The organism is Ancylomarina sp. YFZ004, from assembly GCF_054254355.1.
Genome location: NZ_JBTCHQ010000008.1, coordinates 236796 through 256034, shown reverse-complemented (window position 1 = coordinate 256034; position 19239 = coordinate 236796). Strand labels below are relative to the sequence as shown.

At 35.0% G+C, this 19239-nt stretch carries 15 protein-coding genes; 7 read left to right on the top strand and 8 right to left on the bottom strand.

Translation table 11 applies throughout. The features are described from left to right. Positions 1-1886 precede the first annotated feature (1886 nt). The 7 genes from ACXR6G_RS13985 to ACXR6G_RS13955 all read right to left on the bottom strand — a co-directional run bounded on the left by ACXR6G_RS13985 (position 1887) and on the right by ACXR6G_RS13955 (position 7231). A complete protein-coding gene (locus tag ACXR6G_RS13985) occupies positions 1887-2858 on the bottom strand; it encodes a D-alanine--D-alanine ligase (protein WP_458362058.1) in 972 nt (323 codons plus the stop codon). A gap of 11 nt (positions 2859-2869) precedes the next feature. Then, positions 2870-3961, bottom strand: coding sequence for an RluA family pseudouridine synthase (locus ACXR6G_RS13980; protein WP_458362057.1), 1092 nt, complete (start codon positions 3959-3961; stop codon positions 2870-2872). A 24-nt stretch (positions 3962-3985) separates the two neighbouring features. Then, entirely contained in the window at positions 3986-4801 is an 816-nt protein-coding gene (locus ACXR6G_RS13975) for a PASTA domain-containing protein (protein ID WP_458362056.1), read from the bottom strand. 115 nt (positions 4802-4916) lie between these two features. Next, a complete protein-coding gene (gene gloA, locus ACXR6G_RS13970) occupies positions 4917-5297 on the bottom strand; it encodes a lactoylglutathione lyase (RefSeq protein ID WP_458362055.1) in 381 nt (126 codons plus the stop codon). Positions 5298-5650: 353 nt separating this feature from the next. Next, on the bottom strand, positions 5651-5809 hold the full coding sequence (gene rpmH / locus ACXR6G_RS13965) for a 50S ribosomal protein L34 (protein WP_125029576.1): 159 nt from the start codon (positions 5807-5809) through the stop codon (positions 5651-5653). Between the two features lie 104 nt (positions 5810-5913). Continuing rightward, entirely contained in the window at positions 5914-6534 is a 621-nt protein-coding gene (gene rsmG, locus ACXR6G_RS13960; protein ID WP_458362054.1) for a 16S rRNA (guanine(527)-N(7))-methyltransferase RsmG, read from the bottom strand. Between the two features lie 106 nt (positions 6535-6640). Next, positions 6641-7231 (bottom strand): RNA polymerase sigma factor, encoded by a 591-nt coding sequence (locus tag ACXR6G_RS13955; RefSeq protein WP_458362053.1) that lies wholly within the window; start codon positions 7229-7231, stop codon positions 6641-6643. Between the two features lie 352 nt (positions 7232-7583). On the opposite strand from ACXR6G_RS13955, the gene tgt reads away from it, so the two are divergent. The 4 genes from tgt to ACXR6G_RS13935 all read left to right on the top strand — a co-directional run bounded on the left by tgt (position 7584) and on the right by ACXR6G_RS13935 (position 12179). Beyond that, the gene (gene tgt / locus ACXR6G_RS13950; RefSeq protein ID WP_458362052.1) at positions 7584-8714 is read left to right on the top strand and encodes a tRNA guanosine(34) transglycosylase Tgt; all 1131 of its coding nucleotides are present in this window, start codon (positions 7584-7586) and stop codon (positions 8712-8714) included. 146 nt (positions 8715-8860) lie between these two features. After that, positions 8861-9940, top strand: coding sequence for an LptF/LptG family permease (locus ACXR6G_RS13945; RefSeq protein ID WP_458362051.1), 1080 nt, complete (start codon positions 8861-8863; stop codon positions 9938-9940). Positions 9941-10311: 371 nt separating this feature from the next. Beyond that, positions 10312-11856, top strand: a complete 1545-nt coding sequence (locus ACXR6G_RS13940) for an acyl-CoA carboxylase subunit beta (protein WP_458362050.1) — start codon at positions 10312-10314, stop codon at positions 11854-11856. An 11-nt stretch (positions 11857-11867) separates the two neighbouring features. After that, positions 11868-12179: a biotin/lipoyl-containing protein gene (locus ACXR6G_RS13935; protein WP_458362049.1), complete on the top strand. Its 312-nt coding sequence runs from the start codon at positions 11868-11870 to the stop codon at positions 12177-12179. A gap of 76 nt (positions 12180-12255) precedes the next feature. Here ACXR6G_RS13935 and ispE read toward each other — a convergent pair whose 3' ends face one another. After that, positions 12256-13071: a 4-(cytidine 5'-diphospho)-2-C-methyl-D-erythritol kinase gene (gene ispE, locus ACXR6G_RS13930; RefSeq protein ID WP_458362048.1), complete on the bottom strand. Its 816-nt coding sequence runs from the start codon at positions 13069-13071 to the stop codon at positions 12256-12258. A 223-nt stretch (positions 13072-13294) separates the two neighbouring features. Here ispE and dnaB point away from each other — a divergent pair, with 223 nt between their 5' ends. The 3 genes from dnaB to ACXR6G_RS13915 all read left to right on the top strand — a co-directional run bounded on the left by dnaB (position 13295) and on the right by ACXR6G_RS13915 (position 19186). Beyond that, positions 13295-14824: a replicative DNA helicase gene (dnaB, locus tag ACXR6G_RS13925; protein WP_458362047.1), complete on the top strand. Its 1530-nt coding sequence runs from the start codon at positions 13295-13297 to the stop codon at positions 14822-14824. A 61-nt stretch (positions 14825-14885) separates the two neighbouring features. Continuing rightward, entirely contained in the window at positions 14886-16148 is a 1263-nt protein-coding gene (locus ACXR6G_RS13920; protein WP_458362046.1) for a hypothetical protein, read from the top strand. A gap of 779 nt (positions 16149-16927) precedes the next feature. Next, positions 16928-19186, top strand: a complete 2259-nt coding sequence (locus ACXR6G_RS13915; RefSeq protein ID WP_458362045.1) for a GEVED domain-containing protein — start codon at positions 16928-16930, stop codon at positions 19184-19186. Positions 19187-19239 lie beyond the last annotated feature (53 nt).

Sequence of the window (19239 nt, the reverse complement as noted above, 5' to 3'; positions counted from 1 at the left end):
TCCGCCCAAAACTTTTTGATAAAAATATGATTAAGATTGTGAGACGGATTTTTATATCTGGCCTCGGCAGTCCCGATTTATCGGGAGGGCCCCATAGGTGAAAAAGGCGTTAAAAACAGAATGCTGTTTGAGTGAGGTACGAATGAGTTCAGTCTGTTTAGCCTTTGAACCGTGATGGGTCACTGAGTGCCGGAGCCATTGATTTTTGTTACTTTTCATCAAGGCATTGACAAATCATGAATTCTTTAATTTAAAATAACAATATGAATAAAAGTAAATAAAAAAAAAGTTTGTATTATGAATCTGATTTTGCTGTGAAACAAATTTCCCAAGAATTGATGAAAGTGAAATTCTTCCTATTTTAACAAAGTAAGATTATTCATCTATACCCAGAAATCTCTCTTGATCTTCTTTGAAAAGAGTTGTAGATATTGAGTCTTTCTTATTGTGTTTAATAAAAACATTTGAGTAATTATAGAATTAGACCCAACTTTTACTGGTGATCCGATGTTTCCTCCCTTATAGTGATATCTTAAGAAGCTAAGTCGAATATCCATGATGATTTCATAAAGTTTACTCCAAGGCAAGAGAGGATTAAGTTCTATTTCTATCCTAATTATTCATTGATTTTCCCGCAGATTAGGCTAATAATCGCAGATATTCCCTCTCAGACAACAATATATTAAGACGATATTCAGAATGTCCATGATGACTTTATCAAGTTTTCCCCAACACCAAGCGAGGTATCTTCTCTATTGCTATCCTAATTACTCATTGTTAATCGCTAATTATTAATTGACATTGTCGCTGATTAGGCTGATTGCCGCAGATATTCTTCATTCATATGGAATTGTACTGTCACAAGAATCTGGATGGGAGAACCGAACGAAAAATCCCGATTATTATCGGAATCGGGAACATAAGAAATTAGAATGGGTGAATAATAGATCGATGCCAACCTTTAAGTGTCTTGTTTCTAACGAAGCAAGACGCTTTTTTTATGCAATAAACTCTGGAAAATAATTACGAATTACGATTTAGGAATTACGAATTGCTTCTCCTGCTGATTCTCGTTGATATTCCCTCCCAGGCAACAATACATTAAGATCATATTCAGGATGTCCATGCTTACTTTATCAAGTTTACTCCATCGCCAAGCGCGATATCTGGTCTATGATTACCACTCATAGTTAATTGCTAACTATTAATTAATATTCCCCGCAGATCAGGCTAATAATCGCAGATATTCCCTCTCAGACAACAATATATTAAGACGATATTCAGAATGTCCATGATGACTTTATCAAGTTTTCCCCAACACCAAGCGAGATATCTTATCTATTACTATCCTAATAACTCATTGTTAATCGCTAATTATTAATTGACATTGTCGCTGATTAGGCTGATTGCCGCAGATATTCTTCATTCATATGGAATTGTACTGTCACAAGAATCTGGATGGGAGAACCGAACGAAAAATCTCGATTATTATCGGAATCGGGAACATAAGAAATTGGAATGTGTGAACAATAGGTCGATGCCAACTTTTAAGCGTCTTGTTTCTAACGAAGCAAGACACTTTTTTTTGTTCAAAATTCTGGGAAATAATTACGAATTACGATTTAGCACTTACGAATAGGAATGTGGTTATGAAGTATATTCACAATTATTTAGCGACAGAGTCGCGTCCCATCTGTAGCTAAAACGAACGGAAAAACAACAGAGGTGCAGAGCACCGATCTATCTCAACAATATCTATCCGAACAATAAACGTCTCAACAGAAATTTATTCTCTACCATTAATCACTAATCGTAAAGTTTACTGATTAGGTTTAATGAAGGTAAAAAAAAAAGAGGCTTCCCAATTGGAAAGCCTCTCATGTATCTTAGAACTGATCTTCTATTACTAAAGTTAGAATATCTCTTAATTCACGTCCCATAGCCTCAACTTGTTTTGGAATAAAACTATTGGCTGTCATTCCAGGAATCGTGTTAGCTTCTAACACGTAGGGAATGCCGTTTTTGATAATATAGTCGATTCTAACGATCCCTTTACACTTTAAGTCATCATATATATCTGAAGAAAGAGATTGGATCTTCTGAGTCAATTCTGACGAAATTCTCGCTGGCGTTATTTCTTCAGCCATTGTTGGATCGTATTTGGCTTCAAAATCGAAGAAATCATTTTTCGGAATCACTTCAGTAATTGGAAATACAATTTCTTCTTTACTTGTTTTTAGAAGACCACAGGTTACTTCCAAGCCTTCAATATATTCTTCAATAATGACTTCATTACCTTCGTTAAATGCTTTTAAAATGGCATTTTCGAGTTCATCAAGCCGTCTTACTTTCGAGATACCAAAACTTGAACCATCTGCATTGGGTTTAACGAAACAGGGTAGACCTACCTTTTGCTCTATACACTTGCAATCAAACGCTATATTTTTCTTAAGCAGCGTCGATTTTGCAAATTCATATCCTAATGTTTTAAGATAAGAGTTGCATGCATGTTTATTAAAACTTAATGCGCTGCTTAGAACGTCACAGGTTGAATGTGGAATATTTACTAAGTTAAAATAGCCTTGTAGTATCCCGTTTTCGCCTGGAGTGCCATGAATGGCAATATAGGCAAAGTCGAACTTGATTTGTTTAGAATCGACTGTAATGCTAAAATCATTCTTGTCAATATCATACTCTTCATTATCAATATTGACTTTCCAATCTTGCCCTTTAAAAACAGCTAAATACACCTGATATATATTCTTATCAAGGGTATTGAAAATATGCTCAGAAGTTTGCATTGATATCACAAACTCAGCAGAATCTCCCCCCGCTATAATTGCTATATTCCTTTTCATAAAATTAGAGTCTATAAATCTACTGTTCCTTGTTCTTCATCTTCAATTTCGATATCTCGGTTTGAAGTATATTCTCTCCATTTGGTGATAAGTGCTGTCATATCATCTGGAATTTCAGAATCGAATGAAACGTATTCATTTGTTTCGGGATGAATGAATCCTAAGGTTTTTGCGTGTAAGGCTTGTCGAGGACAAATTTTAAAACAATTTTGAACGAATTGCTTGTATTTTGTGAATTTTGTTCCTTTTAGAATTTGATCTCCAGTGTAACTCGCATCATTAAATAATGGATGACCGATATGTTTGAAGTGAGCACGAATTTGGTGAGTACGTCCTGTTTCAAGAACACATTCTACTAGGTTTACATATCCTAATCTTTCTAAAACGCGGTAATGTGTTACAGCATGTTTGCCATGTTCTCCGTCAGGGAACACATCCATTATCTGTCGGTTTTTTAAATTTCTACCAACATGTCCAGTAATTGTTCCTTCATCCTCTTCCATGTTTCCCCAAACTAATGCACGGTACTTTCGATCACTGGTTTTGTTGAAGAACTGAAGTGCAAGTTTTGTTTTGGCTATCTCGGTCTTTGCAATAACCAAAATTCCTGAAGTATCTTTATCGATACGATGAACCAAGCCTGGACGTGGATCTACTGAATTGAATAAAGGTAAGTTTTTAAGGTGGAAGGCTAGTGCATTTACAAGTGTTCCGGAGTAATGTCCATAAGATGGATGAACAACCATTCCCGGATCTTTATGTACAATAATAAAAGAATCATCCTCGTAAACAATTTTTAAAGGAATATCTTCAGCAATAATTTCAATTTCTCGAGGTGGATAGCTAAGGACAATTGTTACAATATCGCCTGGCTTAACTTTATAATTTCTCTTAACAACCACATCGTTGACACGGATATTTCCATTGTTTGCAGAGTCCTGAATTTTATTTCGGGATGAGTTTAGCATACGACCAGCCAAATATTTGTCTATTCTCAAAGGTGTTTGCCCAGGATCAACATCATATCTGAAATGTTCGTATGATTCTTGATTAGCTTTGCTATCATCAAGATTTTCGAATTCTAAATTTTCTTCTTCTTGCATTATATATGATTCTGTATTATCCTATTATTTTAATTGACTCTTTAAATATGCCTTTGCATTTCTAATCTTTAAGCTATCAGTCGTTAGCCAGATATTAAATTTGCTACCTGGGGCAATTTTAGAATTTTCTTTATAAGCATGAGATTGCTGATAAACTTGAGCATTCAGTGAGTCCGAAAGATTCATGACGCTGTTATCGAAACTCAGACGTCCAATATTTAAGTTTGATAAAATAATGTGCTCTTTGGCATCCTTATAATATTTACCAATTAATTCGGGTGTTTGTATTCTAATATTTTTTCCTTTTCCTAAGACAAGATCGATACGAGAACCTTTGTCTATTAAATCACCTTGATTAATCGTGTCACCCTTGAATTCAGGGTAGAGAACTAGGTTGTAATAATCGTAATCAACATACTTGAGTTTGCCAATTTTAAAACCATTTGTAATTAGAATCTCGTAGGCTTGTCTAAATGAATTATCAACTAAGTTAGGAAATCTAATTTGTTCTGGCTTAAGAGAATTTATAGTTAGGAATATATTGCGATTTCGTTTTACCAGAGAATTAGCTTTAGGGCTTTGGTCAATGATACATCCAGCAGGTAAGCTAGAATTGTAAACTGAATCGTATATCGTATATCGTAATTTAGTTTCTTCTATCAGATTGGTGCTTTCTTCCAGACTTAGACTATAGAGGCTAGGAACTTTTATTTCTTCACCATGATTGGTGTAGAAACTTAAACTCTGAAGGGTAATCCAAACCAAGGCTATTGCAATAATTATTGAAAGACCTAAATGTTTATAGAAAGCTTTACTTTTTAAAAAATGTCTTAGTCGCATATGTTTTTAATTTGCTTTAGGATGCCAATACCATTGTTTCTAAGCGGTAAATTCCAAATGTAATCGGTTACGATATCTTATCGTTTAGAATTTACTAAGCGTATATTTATATTTTTTATCCTCTGATAATCTCTATTTTATATCCATCAGGGTCTGTAATGAAATAGTATTTCGGTTTTTCTCCTGGTAAGCCCTTAAGGTCTGTTGTTTCTAATCCCATGTTTTTGTGAAACTCATGAGATTCTTCCAGATCTTCTACAGTTAATGCAAAATGACCAAATCCGTTTCCTATTTCATAAGGTTTTTCAGTATTATAATTGTACGTTAACTCTATTTCAAATTTATTATTTTCATCAGAGAGATATACAAGCGTAAACTTATAATCAGAGTAGTCAAGTCTTTTTACTTCATTCAGTGATAAAGCTTTGTTGTAAAATTCTAAGGACTTGTTTAAATCCATTACTCTGATACAAGCATGTGCTAAATTGTATTTCATGTTTTATTCCTCTAAAGATTAATTGCCTTTATTCAATAGTTTGATTTTAATCGATGAATCATTTCATAAAGTGAATGAATACAAAAATAATAGAGATTTTCTGATTAATGATAGATCTGTCGGTAAATTATGCAGAATCTAAATAGGTACAGATTTCGATTGTCTAATTGACCCTAATCATTTAGAATGAAAACGTTCTATTTGTTATCTGAAATTTGACTCTCAAACTAAAAAGCAAAAAAAAAGAGTTCCCTTGGAACTCTTTAAATTTTTTAAGAAACCTATAAACACAAAAAAGCAAAGAATATAGAACTCTTTACTTCTTCTATTTTATAGAAAGCTAATTTTAAAAATTAAGCTTTGTGTCTGCGCTCGCTAGAAACAGATAATTTTTTTCTGCCTTTTGCTCTTCTACGAGATAATACTGCTCTTCCGTTTGCAGAAGCCATTTTGTCTCTGAAACCGTGCTTGTTTCTTCTTTTTCTATTTGATGGTTGAAATGTTCTTTTCATCGCGAAATATTTTTATCGAATAAAGTGATTATATGCGTTGATTTTGGACTGCAAAAATAGGTATTTTTTTTATCTGGCAAAAGATTAAGCCGAAATAATTTGGTTTAAAGTGTCATATGGACAATTTTTTTTGTCTCAAAGTAGTCCTCAGTAAAGAAATCAGTACAATTGAAGAGACTAATTTTTTTTCCATATGGCTTGATTTCTTCTTCAAAATCGCCTCCTTTTATATAAATAATCCCATTTGGGAGTGCATTTATGTTCTTGGCCTTGCAATTTTTCCTTACCATATTGACGAAACCAGGGAAAGCTGTAACCGCTCGACTGACGATAAAATCAAATTTGGTTTTGACTTGTTGTACACGTGTATGTTCCGCTGTTACATTTTTTAGACCTAATGCATTGGCAACTTCAATAACCACTTTAATCTTTTTGCCAATTGAATCAACCAAATGAAAATTAGTTTCTGGATAAAGAATTGCAAGAGGAATACCAGGGAAGCCACCTCCAGTTCCCACATCCAAAACATTGGACCCAGGTTGAAATTGGATAACCTTAGCTATGGCTAAAGAGTGGAGAACATGATGTAGATATAAATAATCAATATCTTTTCGTGAGATGACATTGATTTTTTCATTCCACTCAGTGTAAAGATCTTTAAGTTGGGCCAGTTGATTTTTCTGTTCCTCAGATAAGTCTTTAAAGTATTTTAAAATTAATTCCATGCTATAATTTATAATGCGTGGCAAAGATATAATTATAATTTTAGAGCAGAAAGAAACTTAGTAAAAGGAGAATAGCTTTAAACTCATAATTTCAGTCTGAAATAAATTATAGTTCGTCATTCTGGATATTAATGAATAGAAGTTTCCTTGCTCTGAAAAGTTGAGCTTTGATTGTGCCGATGGGTAAATTCATCTCCTGTGCTATTTCTTCGTAAGAATACTCTTTGAAATAACGCAATTCAATTAAAATGCGGTAGCGATCCTTCAATTGGCTAACTTTTTGTCTCATATACCTCGCATTTTGCTTATTTATGATCTGTTGCTCAGGCGATGGGGTCTTGCTTTCATATGAAGGCAAGTCCATGTTGCTTTCTTCTTTTGTTTCAAGTTTGATGATACTTTTTTTCTTTTTACGAATAAAATCGATACTCGTGTTTGAAGCGATTCTGAAAAGCCATGTGCTAAAGGCATATTTTGTGGAATATTGATTGATATTCCTAAAAGCTTTTCCAAAGCATTCAAGGGTTAAATCTTCAGCATCGGTTCTATTATTAACTATTCGTAGTAAGAAATAGAAAATAGCATCCTTATATCTCAAGAAAAGTTTCTCAAAAGCTTTCTGATTGCCTTTCATTGCTGCTTGTACATTTAGCAAGTCAATTTTGGCATTATCCGATAAGTTGGAATTCTGATTCATACAAGTTGCTTATATGGATGATTACAGCTTATTAATTACGAATTTCACTTTTATTAAAGTGAAATAAAATATGAAATAATGTAAGTAGATAATATTAAGTTCGGTGTGTGCAAACAACCGTACAGACTTAATATACTTTAATAAGTTGAGTGTTTTGTATTCTATTTGACAAATAGAAATACATCATAGGTAGATGTTTAGCAAAAGCTGTCCTAAGGATTTCTAATAGGGTCTCTCTTCCACTATTATAAATAAGTTTCAATGCCAATATTATTATCTATATTTGCAGACTGTTTTTAATGGGAATGACTCAATGTTTGAGATCTACTTTCCCACTTTTACTGAAGTTGATATGGATTTTAAATTACACAATACTGATGATAGATCAGGCGCTAGAACTGGCGAAATTACGACTGATCACGGGAAGATTAAAACACCTATATTCATGCCTGTTGGAACACTTGGCTCTGTAAAGGGTATTCACCAACATGAATTGAAAGAGGATATTAATGCTGAGATTATCTTAGGGAATACCTATCATTTATACTTGCGTCCAGGTTTGGACGTTCTAGAACAAGCAGGTGGCTTACACAAGTTTAATGGTTGGGATAGACCAATTTTGACTGATAGTGGAGGATTTCAGGTTTTTTCACTTGCTGAAAATCGTAAATTGACCGAAGAGGGTGCTATGTTTAGATCGCATATCGATGGATCGAAACATATGTTTACTCCAGAAAATGTAATGGATACTCAGCGTACTATTGGGGCTGATATTATTATGGCATTTGATGAATGCCCTCCAGGAACGTCTAGTTATGAATATGCTGAGAAATCTCTCGGACTAACTCAACGTTGGTTAGAACGATGTGTTGATCGTTTCGATAGCACAAAAGAGAAGTATGGCTATTCACAAGCTCTTTTTCCTATTGTTCAGGGCTGTGTCTATAAAGATTTGAGGATTAAAGCGGCTGAACATGCTGCATCTTTAGATAGAGAAGGATATGCTATTGGTGGATTGGCTGTTGGTGAACCAACTCCAGATATGTACGAAATGATTGAGGTGGTTAATCAGGTTTTACCTGAGAATAAACCTCGTTATTTGATGGGTGTTGGAACCCCTATCAATATTTTGGAAGCTATCTCTCGTGGTGTTGATATGTTCGACTGTGTTATGCCAACTCGTAATGGACGAAATGGAATGATTTTTACCAGCGAAGGAACATTGAACATGAGAAATCTTAAATGGGTGAAAGATTTTTCTCCATTAGATCCTAATGGAACGTCATATGTTGATTCTTTTTATTCAAAAGCTTATGTGAGACATTTGATTCGTTCGAATGAGTTGTTGGGTGCTCAAATATGTAGTATTCACAATCTTGCTTTTTATCTATGGTTAGTTCGCGAAGCTAGAGAGAAAATTAATGAGGGTACATTCTCCGAATGGAAGAAAGTTATGGTTGAAAAACTAGGTAGACGTTTGTAGAATAATGTTAAAAAAGCTTGAATGTGGAAGTTTGAGCTTGACATTTGGTTAAGATAGCCTATTTTTAGACTTGATAAGTGGCTTTTCATTTATTTTATGATGCCATTTATCTGATGGAAATCTTTAAATAAAAACTGATATAGAGAATGTTTGGGAAATTAGATTTATATATCATTCGAAAGTTTTTAGGAACCTTCTTCTTTGCAATAATCTTGATAATCAGTATTACAATCATTTTTGATTTCTCTGAGAAGATTGATAATTTCATTGATAAAGAGGCTCCTTTTAAGAGTATTATATTGGACTATTACGTCAATTTTATTCCTTATTTCGCAAACTTATTTAGTGCCTTATTTACCTTTATATCGGTTATCTATTTCACCTCTAAAATGGCTTACGATACCGAGATTATTGCTATTCTTAGCTCGGGTGTCAGTTTTAGAAGGTTGATGTTTCCTTATTTTATATCAGCTTTAATTATTGGGATTTTTTCCTTCTTCTTGAGTAACTTTATTATTCCTCCAGCAAATGCTAAACGACTCGAGTTTACGGATACTTATATCAAAAAACGATTCGTAAATAAAGAGCGGAATATACATCGTCAGATTGAACCTGGCCTGTTTATTTACATGACTAACTTTGAGACATCTAGTAAAAAGGGATATAAATTTTCTCTTGAGAAATTTGAAGGTAAGCAGTTGGTTTCAAAGCTAACATCACGTTCAATTAAGTGGAACGAGGATAAAGAAAAGTGGACCATTAAGGATTATTTTATCCGAACATATGATGGTGACAAGGAGAGTTTCGAAAAAGGAAAATCTATAGATACGCTCTTAAATTTTGGTCCTGACGAATTTAGTCGGCGAACAAATGTTGTTGAAGCCATGAATATGATGGAACTCGATGACTTTATCGATGAGCAAATTATGAGAGGTGATAGTAATATTAGTGCATACAAAATAGAAAAGTATCGCCGTATTGCCAATCCTTTTTCTGCATTTATCCTAACACTTATTGGCGTTTCTCTAGCATGCAGGAAAGTACGAGGAGGAATGGGATTGCATCTTGGAGTAGGATTAGCACTTAGTTTTTCATTTATTCTATTTATGCAAATTTCTACTGTTTTTGCTACAAATGGGAGCATGAGTCCATTGTTGGCAGTTTGGTTGCCGAATATGGTTTTTTCAGTTATTGCGATTTATCTTTATCGGGTAGCTCCAAAGTAAAAACGTTCTAAATAATCTACAAGCAAGACCTTGCTTTCCTACCGTAAAATCGGTACTTTAGTGAGTTGGTATCTTGCAATGAGGATTGCTTATTTTTTTGTAGAACAAAAAATGAGTATCCTTGCAGACAATGAAATCAGTTATTCGACTTTTATTTATTTAACTGTTCGATAAGATTTATATAGGATCGCCAGAGTTTGGTGTATCTTTACCTTTATTAAAGTAAAAGTCTTTGTTTATTTTCTTTTAAAAATTGAGAAAATGAATTGGGAATTTTATGCTTTATTGGTAAAACTTAAAGTTTGGACAAACTTGAAATACAACTAAATGTATACTTTAAAGTATACGCTTTTTAACTAAATGTACGTAATATGTCATTGAAACGAAACATTCTTGATCTTAGAAAGAGAAAAGAAAAAGTGCTTCAAGGTGGTGGTGAAAAAGCTATTCAGAAGCAAGTTGCAATGGGTAAATTGACTGCACGTGAAAGAGTTACATCAATTGTCGATGAAGATTCTTTTCATGAGTACGATATGTTCGTAGAGCACGAAGCCCGCGACTTTGGCATGGAAAAGAAACAACTTCATGGTGATGGAGTTATCATTGGAACTGGAACTATTTATGGTCAGCCTGTATGCCTTTTTGCACAGGATTTTACTGTAGCTGGAGGTTCTCTTGGTCTTATGCATGCACGTAAAATTACAAAAATAATGGACCATGCATTGAAAATGCGTGTGCCGTTGATCGGTATTAATGATTCGGGTGGAGCTCGTATTCAGGAAGGTGTTAATTCACTTGCTGGTTATGGTGAAATCTTTTTCCGTAATACTTTGGCATCGGGAGTTATTCCTCAATTGTCAGTTATTCTAGGTCCTTGTGCTGGTGGAGCCGTTTATTCTCCTGCCCTTACCGACTTTGTGTTTGTAGTAGAAAACATTTCCAAGATGTTTATTACCGGTCCTGAGGTAATAAAAACAGTTTTAGGTGAAGAAATAAGTATGGAAGAACTTGGTGGTGCGAAAGTACACAGCGAGATTACCGGTAATGCTCATTTCTATGCGTTAAACGAGCTTGAGTGCTTTGAGCAAATCAAGAAACTACTTACATTCATTCCATGGCACAACGAGAAGAAAGCACGTCCTTTCCCTCCAAAACCACCTAAGGCTGAATACAAAATTGAAGAAATTGTTCCTCAAGATCCAACTCAACCTTACGATATTCGTAACGTAATTAGAGCGATTAGTGATGATTCTGACTTCTTTGAAGTAATGGAAGGTTTTGCACGTAACATCGTTATTGGTTTTGGTAGAATGAATGGCGAAACTATCGGTTTTGTTGCCAATCAGCCACTAGTACTTGCTGGTGTACTTGATTGTGATTCTTCAGACAAAGCAGCACGTTTCATTCGTTATTGTGATGCCTTTAATATTCCTTTGGTTACTCTTGAAGATATGCCAGGTTACTTACCAGGTGTTGACCAAGAGCACGCAGGTGTTATTCGTCATGGTGCGAAAATCCTTTATGCTTATAGTGAAGCTACAGTACCTAAAATTACTGTAATTGTACGTAAAGCTTATGGTGGAGGTTATATTGCTATGAACTCTCGTCATATGAAGGCTGACTTCATGTTTGCATGGCCTAATGCAGAAATTGCTGTAATGGGACCTGAAGGTGCTGCTAATATTATCTTTAGAAAAGAGATTATGGCTGCAGAAGATCCTGAAGCGATGCGTAAGGAAAAGGTTGCTGAATACAAAGCGAAGTTTGCAAATCCATATGTTGCGGCTGCTAAAGGTTATATCGATACAGTTATCGAACCTGAAGAGACTCGTAAGATGTTATTGCATTCTCTTGAAGTTTCTACGAACAAGGTTGATGGAAGACCAAGAAAGAAACACGGTATTCCTCCATTTTAAATCGAACTACTATGAGCAATTTTAAAGAGTTCAACGTTGATGGAACCATCTATATTACTGAAGTTCCAGATAGAGTTGCGAATAAAAAGAAGTGGGAAAGACCAAATCCGAACCACATCAAATCTTTTATACCCGGAACAATTGTTGAAATTTACGTTAAAGAAGGTCAGGAAGTTAAAGAAGGTGAATGCCTTATGATTCTTCAAGCGATGAAGATGAAAAACAAAATTCTGATGCCTTTCGATGGAATAATCGAAAAGATAAATGTAAAAGTTGACGGGAAAGTACCTAATCGTTTGGTTATGGTTGAGCTTAAAGCTTAATTCTTCTTCGTTTAACGAGATATATAAAGGCTGTTCTTTTACTAGAACAGCCTTTTTTATATATAAGGAGTTTGAATTACAATCGATCTTTCCAACAATAATGCTTTTCCCATTGCGGTAATATATTGGGTTCATTTTTAAATAGACCAAACATACTAGACCCACTACCTGACATGGCGGCATAAATGGCACCTTCTTCATAAAGTTCTTCTTTAATTATAGCGAGTAGAGAATGCTTTGGGAAAATACTGTTTTCAAAATCGTTTTTAATTGATGATTTCCAAGTTTCGATAGGTTGCTTGATAAGTTCTTCTAATGAGATTTCTTGTTTCTGAGCTTTGATATTGGCATAGGCTTCAGGCGTACTAATGTGAACATCTGGCTTAATCAGGAGGATGTGATAACCTGAGAGATCCAAATCAATAGAGCTTAATTTATCACCTTTTTCAACTGCAAAAGCAGGTTCATTTTTAATGAAAAAAGCACAATCACTACCTAGTTTCTTCACTTCATCTTCCATTTCCTCAATACTCATTCCAAGCTTAAATTTCTGATTTAGAAGTTTAATCATATAGGCAGCATTTGCCGATCCACCACCCAATCCTGCTCCAAAGGGAATCTTTTTGTGTAGATGAATATCTTGTGCTGGGAAATTGTATTTTGCTTTAATAAGCTCGTACGCTTTAACTACAATATTGTCTTTTGCTTCTATATTAATTGGAATTCCTGAGGCTGAGAATGTGTAGGGTGAATTTCCCTTGGAATCGGCAATTTCGATGGCGTCTCGCATGTTAATAGGAAAAAACACAGTTTCGATATTGTGGAAGCCATCACTTCTTTTTTCAACAATGTTTAAACCGATATTAATTTTTGCATTTGAGTAAGTAAGCACAAGCCAGAATATTTTGTTAATAAATATGAACAACAAAAATACAGCTTTTATATAAATTAAGAATTCAAAGGGTAGATTTTTATTTTCTATAAGTATCTTTGTTCTCTGTAAAATGATTTAGCTTTAAAAATCAGAAATCAAAATTGAAGTTTTATTTAATTTTATAAGTTTATATGGATAAGTGTTTTATCTAGATTAATTCAATCTCCAGTAAGAAACAAGTATGGCAGAATCGAAGAAATATACCCCTAAAGCAAAAAAAAATCAGTTGTCTGAACATGGACAGGTGCCACCTCAGGCTGTTGAGCTCGAAGAGGCAGTTTTGGGTGCTATCATGTTGGAGAAAGATGCTATTATAAATGTAGGAGATTTATTGAAAGCAGATAGTTTTTATAAGCCAGCTCATCAGAAAATATTTAAGGCTATCATGAGTCTATCTTCTAAGGAAGAGCCTATTGATATTCTTACCGTTACCGAAGAATTAAAGCGTCAGGATGATTTAGAAAGTTGTGGCGGTCCATTCTACGTTTCACAGTTAACATCAAGGGTTGCAAATGCTGCCCATATAGAGCATCATGCTCGAATTATTGCCCAGAAATTTATTCAGCGAGAATTAATTCGTGTTTCTTCTGAGATTCAAAGTTCTGCATTCGATGAGAGTATCGATGTTGCCGATTTGTTGGATCAGGCTCAGCAAGATGTTTTTGATATAGCTGAAGGAAATATTAAAAAGGAATCATCTCACATTCGTCCTTTAGCAGATGAAGTAATCGATCAGATTATTGCTGCAAGTAAAAGAGAAGATGGTTTGAGTGGTGTCCCTTCTGGATTTACAGCTCTTGATCGTATCACATCAGGTTGGCAGAAATCTGACCTTGTTATTATTGCAGCCCGTCCATCTATGGGTAAAACGGCTTTTATTTTATCGATGACTAGGAATATGGCCATTGATCACAAAGCTCCTATTGCTATTTTCTCACTCGAGATGGGGGCCGATCAGTTGGTAAAACGAATGATGTCCAGTGAAACAGAATTGGGATCAGAAAAGTTGAGAAGTGGACATCTTGAGCCATTCGAATGGGAAATTTTACACAGTAAAATTAATAACTTAGTTGAAGCACCGATCTATGTGGATGATACGCCTGGTTTATCGATTTACGAATTGAGATCAAAATGTCGTCGATTGAAGGCCAAGCATGACATTAGCTGTATAATTATTGACTATTTGCAGTTGATGACAGCAGGTTCTGATATGAAAGGTAATCGTGAGCAGGAGGTATCTTTAATCTCTCGTCAGCTTAAAATTATTGCTAAGGAATTGAATATACCCGTTATTGCACTTTCGCAGTTAAATCGTGGTGTTGAGCAGCGTACGGGTGATGCTAAGAAACCGATGCTATCTGACCTTCGTGAATCTGGAGCGATTGAGCAGGATGCCGATATGGTGTTGTTTATTCACCGCCCCGAACGTTATGGTATTACCGAAGATGCTGAAGGGAATTCTTTAATTGGTATTGCTGATATTATCATTGCAAAACATCGAAATGGTGCTGTAGGCGAGATTCAGTTAAGATTCCGTAATCAACTGGCTAAATTTATGGATTTAGAAGGAGAGAGTCCTGATGGCTTTGGAGCTGGTAATGCTGTTGCTCAAACTTTTGGTTCGAGTATGAACGAGGAGCCTGTTGGTTATGATGATCCTAATGCTGGCTTGCATGGCGGTGGAGATTTTGATAATGCACCACCATTTTAAATCTTAATTGATAGAAAAAATTGTAAATTAAAGTCATAAACAATTTTAATATTCTGCGATTATGAGTTTTGCAAAAAGGATTATTTGTTTCTTTTTATTTCTGAATGCACTACCAGCTTTTTCTGCCAATCTACTCATTCCAATGGATGATACTCAAAAAAATCATCTTAAATCATATGGGATTGCTTTTTGGGTTTTGCAACAGAATCAAGATATTCATTGGTTATTGAACTACCGTGGAGGTAGTTTTCTTTTGCCTTTCACACAGGATATAAAATCTGAATGCCAAATTCGAGGCGTTAGTTTCGAAGTGGTTAGCGATGCACAATCTACTCTTATTTTTAATGAAATAGCGAGTCCTGAAGTTAATATGGATGCCGTAAAACTTCAGAAACCACCTAAGATGGCTGTTTATTCACCTCAGGGTAAAAAGCCATGGGATGATGCGGTGACTTTAGCTTTGACTTATGCTGAAATTCCCTACGATCTTATTTATGATGACGAAATCATGAAGGGTGACTTATCGAAATACGATTGGTTACACCTGCATCATGAAGATTTCACTGGGCAACATGGTAAATTTTATGCGGGATACCGAAACCTAAAATGGTATAAGGATGAAGTGCGTGAGAATCTTGAGAGAGCCAATCAATATGGTTTTTCCAAGGTTTCTGAATTGAAGTTGGCAGTTAATTTAAAAATAAAAGCCTTTGTTGAAGCAGGAGGCTTCCTATTTGCCATGTGCTCAGCAACGGATACTTTTGATATTGCACTCTCTGCTGAGCATACAGATATTTGTTCTCATGAGTTTGATGGTGATCCTATGGATAAGGATGCTCAAGATAAGCTTGATTTTAATAAGACCTTTGCCTTTCAGAATTATACTTTAGAAACCAATCCATCGGTTTATGAATTTTCGAGTATAGATGTAACTCATACCCGTAAAGTCAGACAAGATGAAGATTATTTTTCCCTTTTTGATTTTTCGGCTAAATGGGATCCTATTCCCAGTATGTTGTGCCAAAATCATAATAACCTAATTAAAGGTTTTATGGGGCAAACCACTGCTTTTAATATCGAGTGTATCAAGCCTAATGTTTTAATATTGGGCGAGAATAAAACCGCTGGTGAAGCCCGATATATTCATGGAACCTTCGGAAAGGGAACATGGACATTCTTCGGTGGACACGATCCAGAAGATTACCAGCATTTAGTAGGTGATCCTCCAACCGATTTAAATCTTAAGAAAAATTCCTCTGGTTACCGTTTGATTTTGAATAATGTGCTCTTTCCTGCTGCAAAAAAGAAAAAGAGAAAGACCTGATGAAAATATGATTGGCTAATGTGATGATTTGCTGATTGGACAGACATTAAGCGGAACTGAAACGGATGTGTAGATCTGTTGTCCCGATAGCTATCGGGATGATGATGGGATGCTCTAGAATGTCTTTGCGATTATTTGCGTGGAATCAAATTGGTTATTCGTTGATGAGGTGGATCTCGATCGGAGTCGAAAGGTGAAAAAAACAAAAGGCTGAACCCCCTAAGGTCAGCCTTTTTACACCAAATGTGATTCCCAAATAAACCAATATATTATTAACCATTTGCAAATTTATCGACCTTAGTAACTTCCCTATCCTTTAGAATTGTTCATGAAACTTTTGGTATCACATGGCGTTTTGAATTTGGTTTGCGGCCAAATTCGATTCTTTACCGTTACAAATCTACACTTTGTTTGTAAAATGTAGATATGTAATCTGTTAATAAATATTAATAGATTTGCAATCGATGTAAAGTTAGGACAAACCAACTCTTTTTAGAGGTTAACCTTATTTTTTTGTCCACATATATAATGTGAATTAAATCATTTATCTAATCAATTCTGATTATATAATTAAAAAGAAACTCTTCGCTAATTTATTATCCTTAAAGCCTACACAAACTATGTGTTTAACCGATAATAATCTTACTGTAATACGCATGATTATCAGGCGATAAATTGTATTGTATTTTTAGCTGTTTGAGGTCAATTTTATTATTTTTGGTATACTATGTTCTAATTAATACTATTTGGAGATTGTACGTTCCATGAATAATATCTATATGAGATTCTCTTTATTGTTTTTCTTTTTCTGTTTGATAAATGGTGTTCTTGGGGCGAAAAATGTACCAACAGTATCGATAAGTATTGATAAAACACAAATGTTGAAGGATGGAGGTGAAGCACTAGTAACCGTCACTTTGAGTAAGAAAAGTAATAAAAATCTTGCTTCTTTAAATATTAAGTACGATACAAATGGTACGGGGTCTGATGGGTATGATTTTAGTTTTGAACCTGCGATATATTATTATCAATTCAAGAAAAATGAAACTAGTTTTTCATTTAAAGTAAAAGGGATATACCAAAGGTGGGGATCTTCTGATGTTGATTTGCGTATTACAATATATAGTCCGCAAAATTGTAGCATTCTAGGTGCTGATGAGGTCAGTTTGAATATTGCGAATGAATTAAGTGATGCTTATCCTTCTTCTTCTGGTAATACAAGTTATGATACAGGTATCACTTTAGTTGATTTTAATACCATAAATAATGCTACGCCAAGTGATAAAACTAAGGGATATAATGATTTTACTTTGCAGCAAACAGATGTAATTGTAGGAAATTCCTATGACCTAACTGTTAATTTAAATACTGATTTTGGTCCTTATACTGTTTTTGCAATTGCTTGGATAGATTGGAATCACAATTTTACATTTGAGAATAGCGAGAGATATAGGCTTGATTCAGCATTTGATACAGATGATGGTCCAACTAATGATTCTCCTTTTTCAGTTTCTGTTCCCTCAGACGCTGTGTTAGGAATTACCCGTATGAGAGTTTCTTCAAAATGGAAAAATTACCCAGCTTCTAGTGATACTGGTTTTGACGGTGAGGTTGAAGACTACTCTATAAACGTGATCTCAAACTCAATTCCAATAATAACTTCTTTTGCCCCTGCTAATGCCTGTTCAAACTCAAATCAAGTCGTGACCATTACAGGTGATAATTTTACCGGAACTACAGATGTTCAATTTAATGGTGTTGCAGCTGTAAATTATACTGTGAATAGCGATACACAGATAAATGCAACTTTACCGACTTCAGCTACATCTGGAACCATCAGTCTTATAAATTCTGATGGAACAACAGTAAGTACACAATCTTTTACTGTAAATCCTCTACCTGAAGCTGCAGGCAGTATTACAGGTACTGATATAGTTCTACCAGGTGACACGAAATCTTATGTTTGTGCTTCTATAGCCAATGCTACAAGTTATGAGTGGATGATAACAGGAGATGGCGCTACTATTACAAATAATGGTACTCAGGCTGATATTGAATTTGCACCTAATGCAAATCCAGGAGATCGATTATTAACAGTAAAAGGTGTCAATGCTTGTGGTGACGGTACCGTTTCTACAACATTTACAATCTATGTTAGACCTAGCTATGCCTGTCAAACAACTATTGTTAACTGGAATTTTGATAGTCCAGACCTAGCAGGTGCTAGCTGGAGAGGATACTCAACGGTAAATGGATGGCAATCAAGTCGTAATAATATCGAGATTTGGAAAAATGGATTTTTAGGCTTTACGACAGTTGATGGGGGACAGTTTTGTGAATTAAACTCTACCGGGCTTAATGAAATGTGGCAAAATATAAATACGGTACCTTCTTCGAAAATGCGATGGGAAATTACTTACCGATATAGAAGCAGTAGTTCTGAATCAATTCGCATTGAGATTGGAGCTGTTGGTTCATTATCAAATTTTGCTAATATTTCAAACAATAATGGTGATGGCTGGGTGACCCACTCAGGTTTCTATACCGTTCCAGCCGGACAAACGACTACGCAGTTTAGAATCGCGAGTGTAACGCCATCTAGCTCTTCGGGTAACTTAATAGATAATATTCAGTTTTATTCTATAGAGCCTGATATTGAAAATCCAACTTTTGATTGTCCACCAGATTCAGATGGTGATGGTTTTGTTGTATCAGAATGTGTAGATGCTACAAGCTTAATCGTAAATAATATTGGTGTAACAAATGTCGTCGATAATTGTACTCCAACAACTGATATTGTTATAGAGTATAAAATTACGAATAAGCCTACCCCTACTTCGGTCGAAAGCTTATTGGTGAATTATGGAGACGATCCTGCTGGAGCAGCGTCCTCTACTAATGCAAGTGCTTATGCTTTCCCTCTGGGGGAGTCGACAGTGAGTTATAAAATAACTGATGCAAGTGGACATGAGGCCACCTGTAGTTTTAAAATTGAAATTAGTGCAAAACCCAAGCCTGTTGGGATATTTCATGAATGATTAAAAGTCAATGCCAACATAAGACTTTTATCTACTCTTTCAATCTCTGACTC

What these genes read in the sequence shown, in the direction of transcription:
- ACXR6G_RS13985 (WP_458362058.1), bottom strand. Translation starts at nt 2,858, where the DNA reads ATGAAAAGGAATATAGCAATTATAGCGGGGGGAGATTCTGCTGAGTTT.
- ACXR6G_RS13980 (WP_458362057.1), bottom strand. Translation starts at nt 3,961, where the DNA reads ATGCAAGAAGAAGAAAATTTAGAATTCGAAAATCTTGATGATAGCAAA.
- ACXR6G_RS13975 (WP_458362056.1), bottom strand. Translation starts at nt 4,801, where the DNA reads ATGCGACTAAGACATTTTTTAAAAAGTAAAGCTTTCTATAAACATTTA.
- gloA (WP_458362055.1), bottom strand. Translation starts at nt 5,297, where the DNA reads ATGAAATACAATTTAGCACATGCTTGTATCAGAGTAATGGATTTAAAC.
- rpmH (WP_125029576.1), bottom strand. Translation starts at nt 5,809, where the DNA reads ATGAAAAGAACATTTCAACCATCAAATAGAAAAAGAAGAAACAAGCAC.
- rsmG (WP_458362054.1), bottom strand. Translation starts at nt 6,534, where the DNA reads ATGGAATTAATTTTAAAATACTTTAAAGACTTATCTGAGGAACAGAAA.
- ACXR6G_RS13955 (WP_458362053.1), bottom strand. Translation starts at nt 7,231, where the DNA reads ATGAATCAGAATTCCAACTTATCGGATAATGCCAAAATTGACTTGCTA.
- tgt (WP_458362052.1), top strand. Translation starts at nt 7,584, where the DNA reads ATGGATTTTAAATTACACAATACTGATGATAGATCAGGCGCTAGAACT.
- ACXR6G_RS13945 (WP_458362051.1), top strand. Translation starts at nt 8,861, where the DNA reads ATGTTTGGGAAATTAGATTTATATATCATTCGAAAGTTTTTAGGAACC.
- ACXR6G_RS13940 (WP_458362050.1), top strand. Translation starts at nt 10,312, where the DNA reads ATGTCATTGAAACGAAACATTCTTGATCTTAGAAAGAGAAAAGAAAAA.
- ACXR6G_RS13935 (WP_458362049.1), top strand. Translation starts at nt 11,868, where the DNA reads ATGAGCAATTTTAAAGAGTTCAACGTTGATGGAACCATCTATATTACT.
- dnaB (WP_458362047.1), top strand. Translation starts at nt 13,295, where the DNA reads ATGGCAGAATCGAAGAAATATACCCCTAAAGCAAAAAAAAATCAGTTG.
- ACXR6G_RS13920 (WP_458362046.1), top strand. Translation starts at nt 14,886, where the DNA reads ATGAGTTTTGCAAAAAGGATTATTTGTTTCTTTTTATTTCTGAATGCA.
- ACXR6G_RS13915 (WP_458362045.1), top strand. Translation starts at nt 16,928, where the DNA reads ATGAGATTCTCTTTATTGTTTTTCTTTTTCTGTTTGATAAATGGTGTT.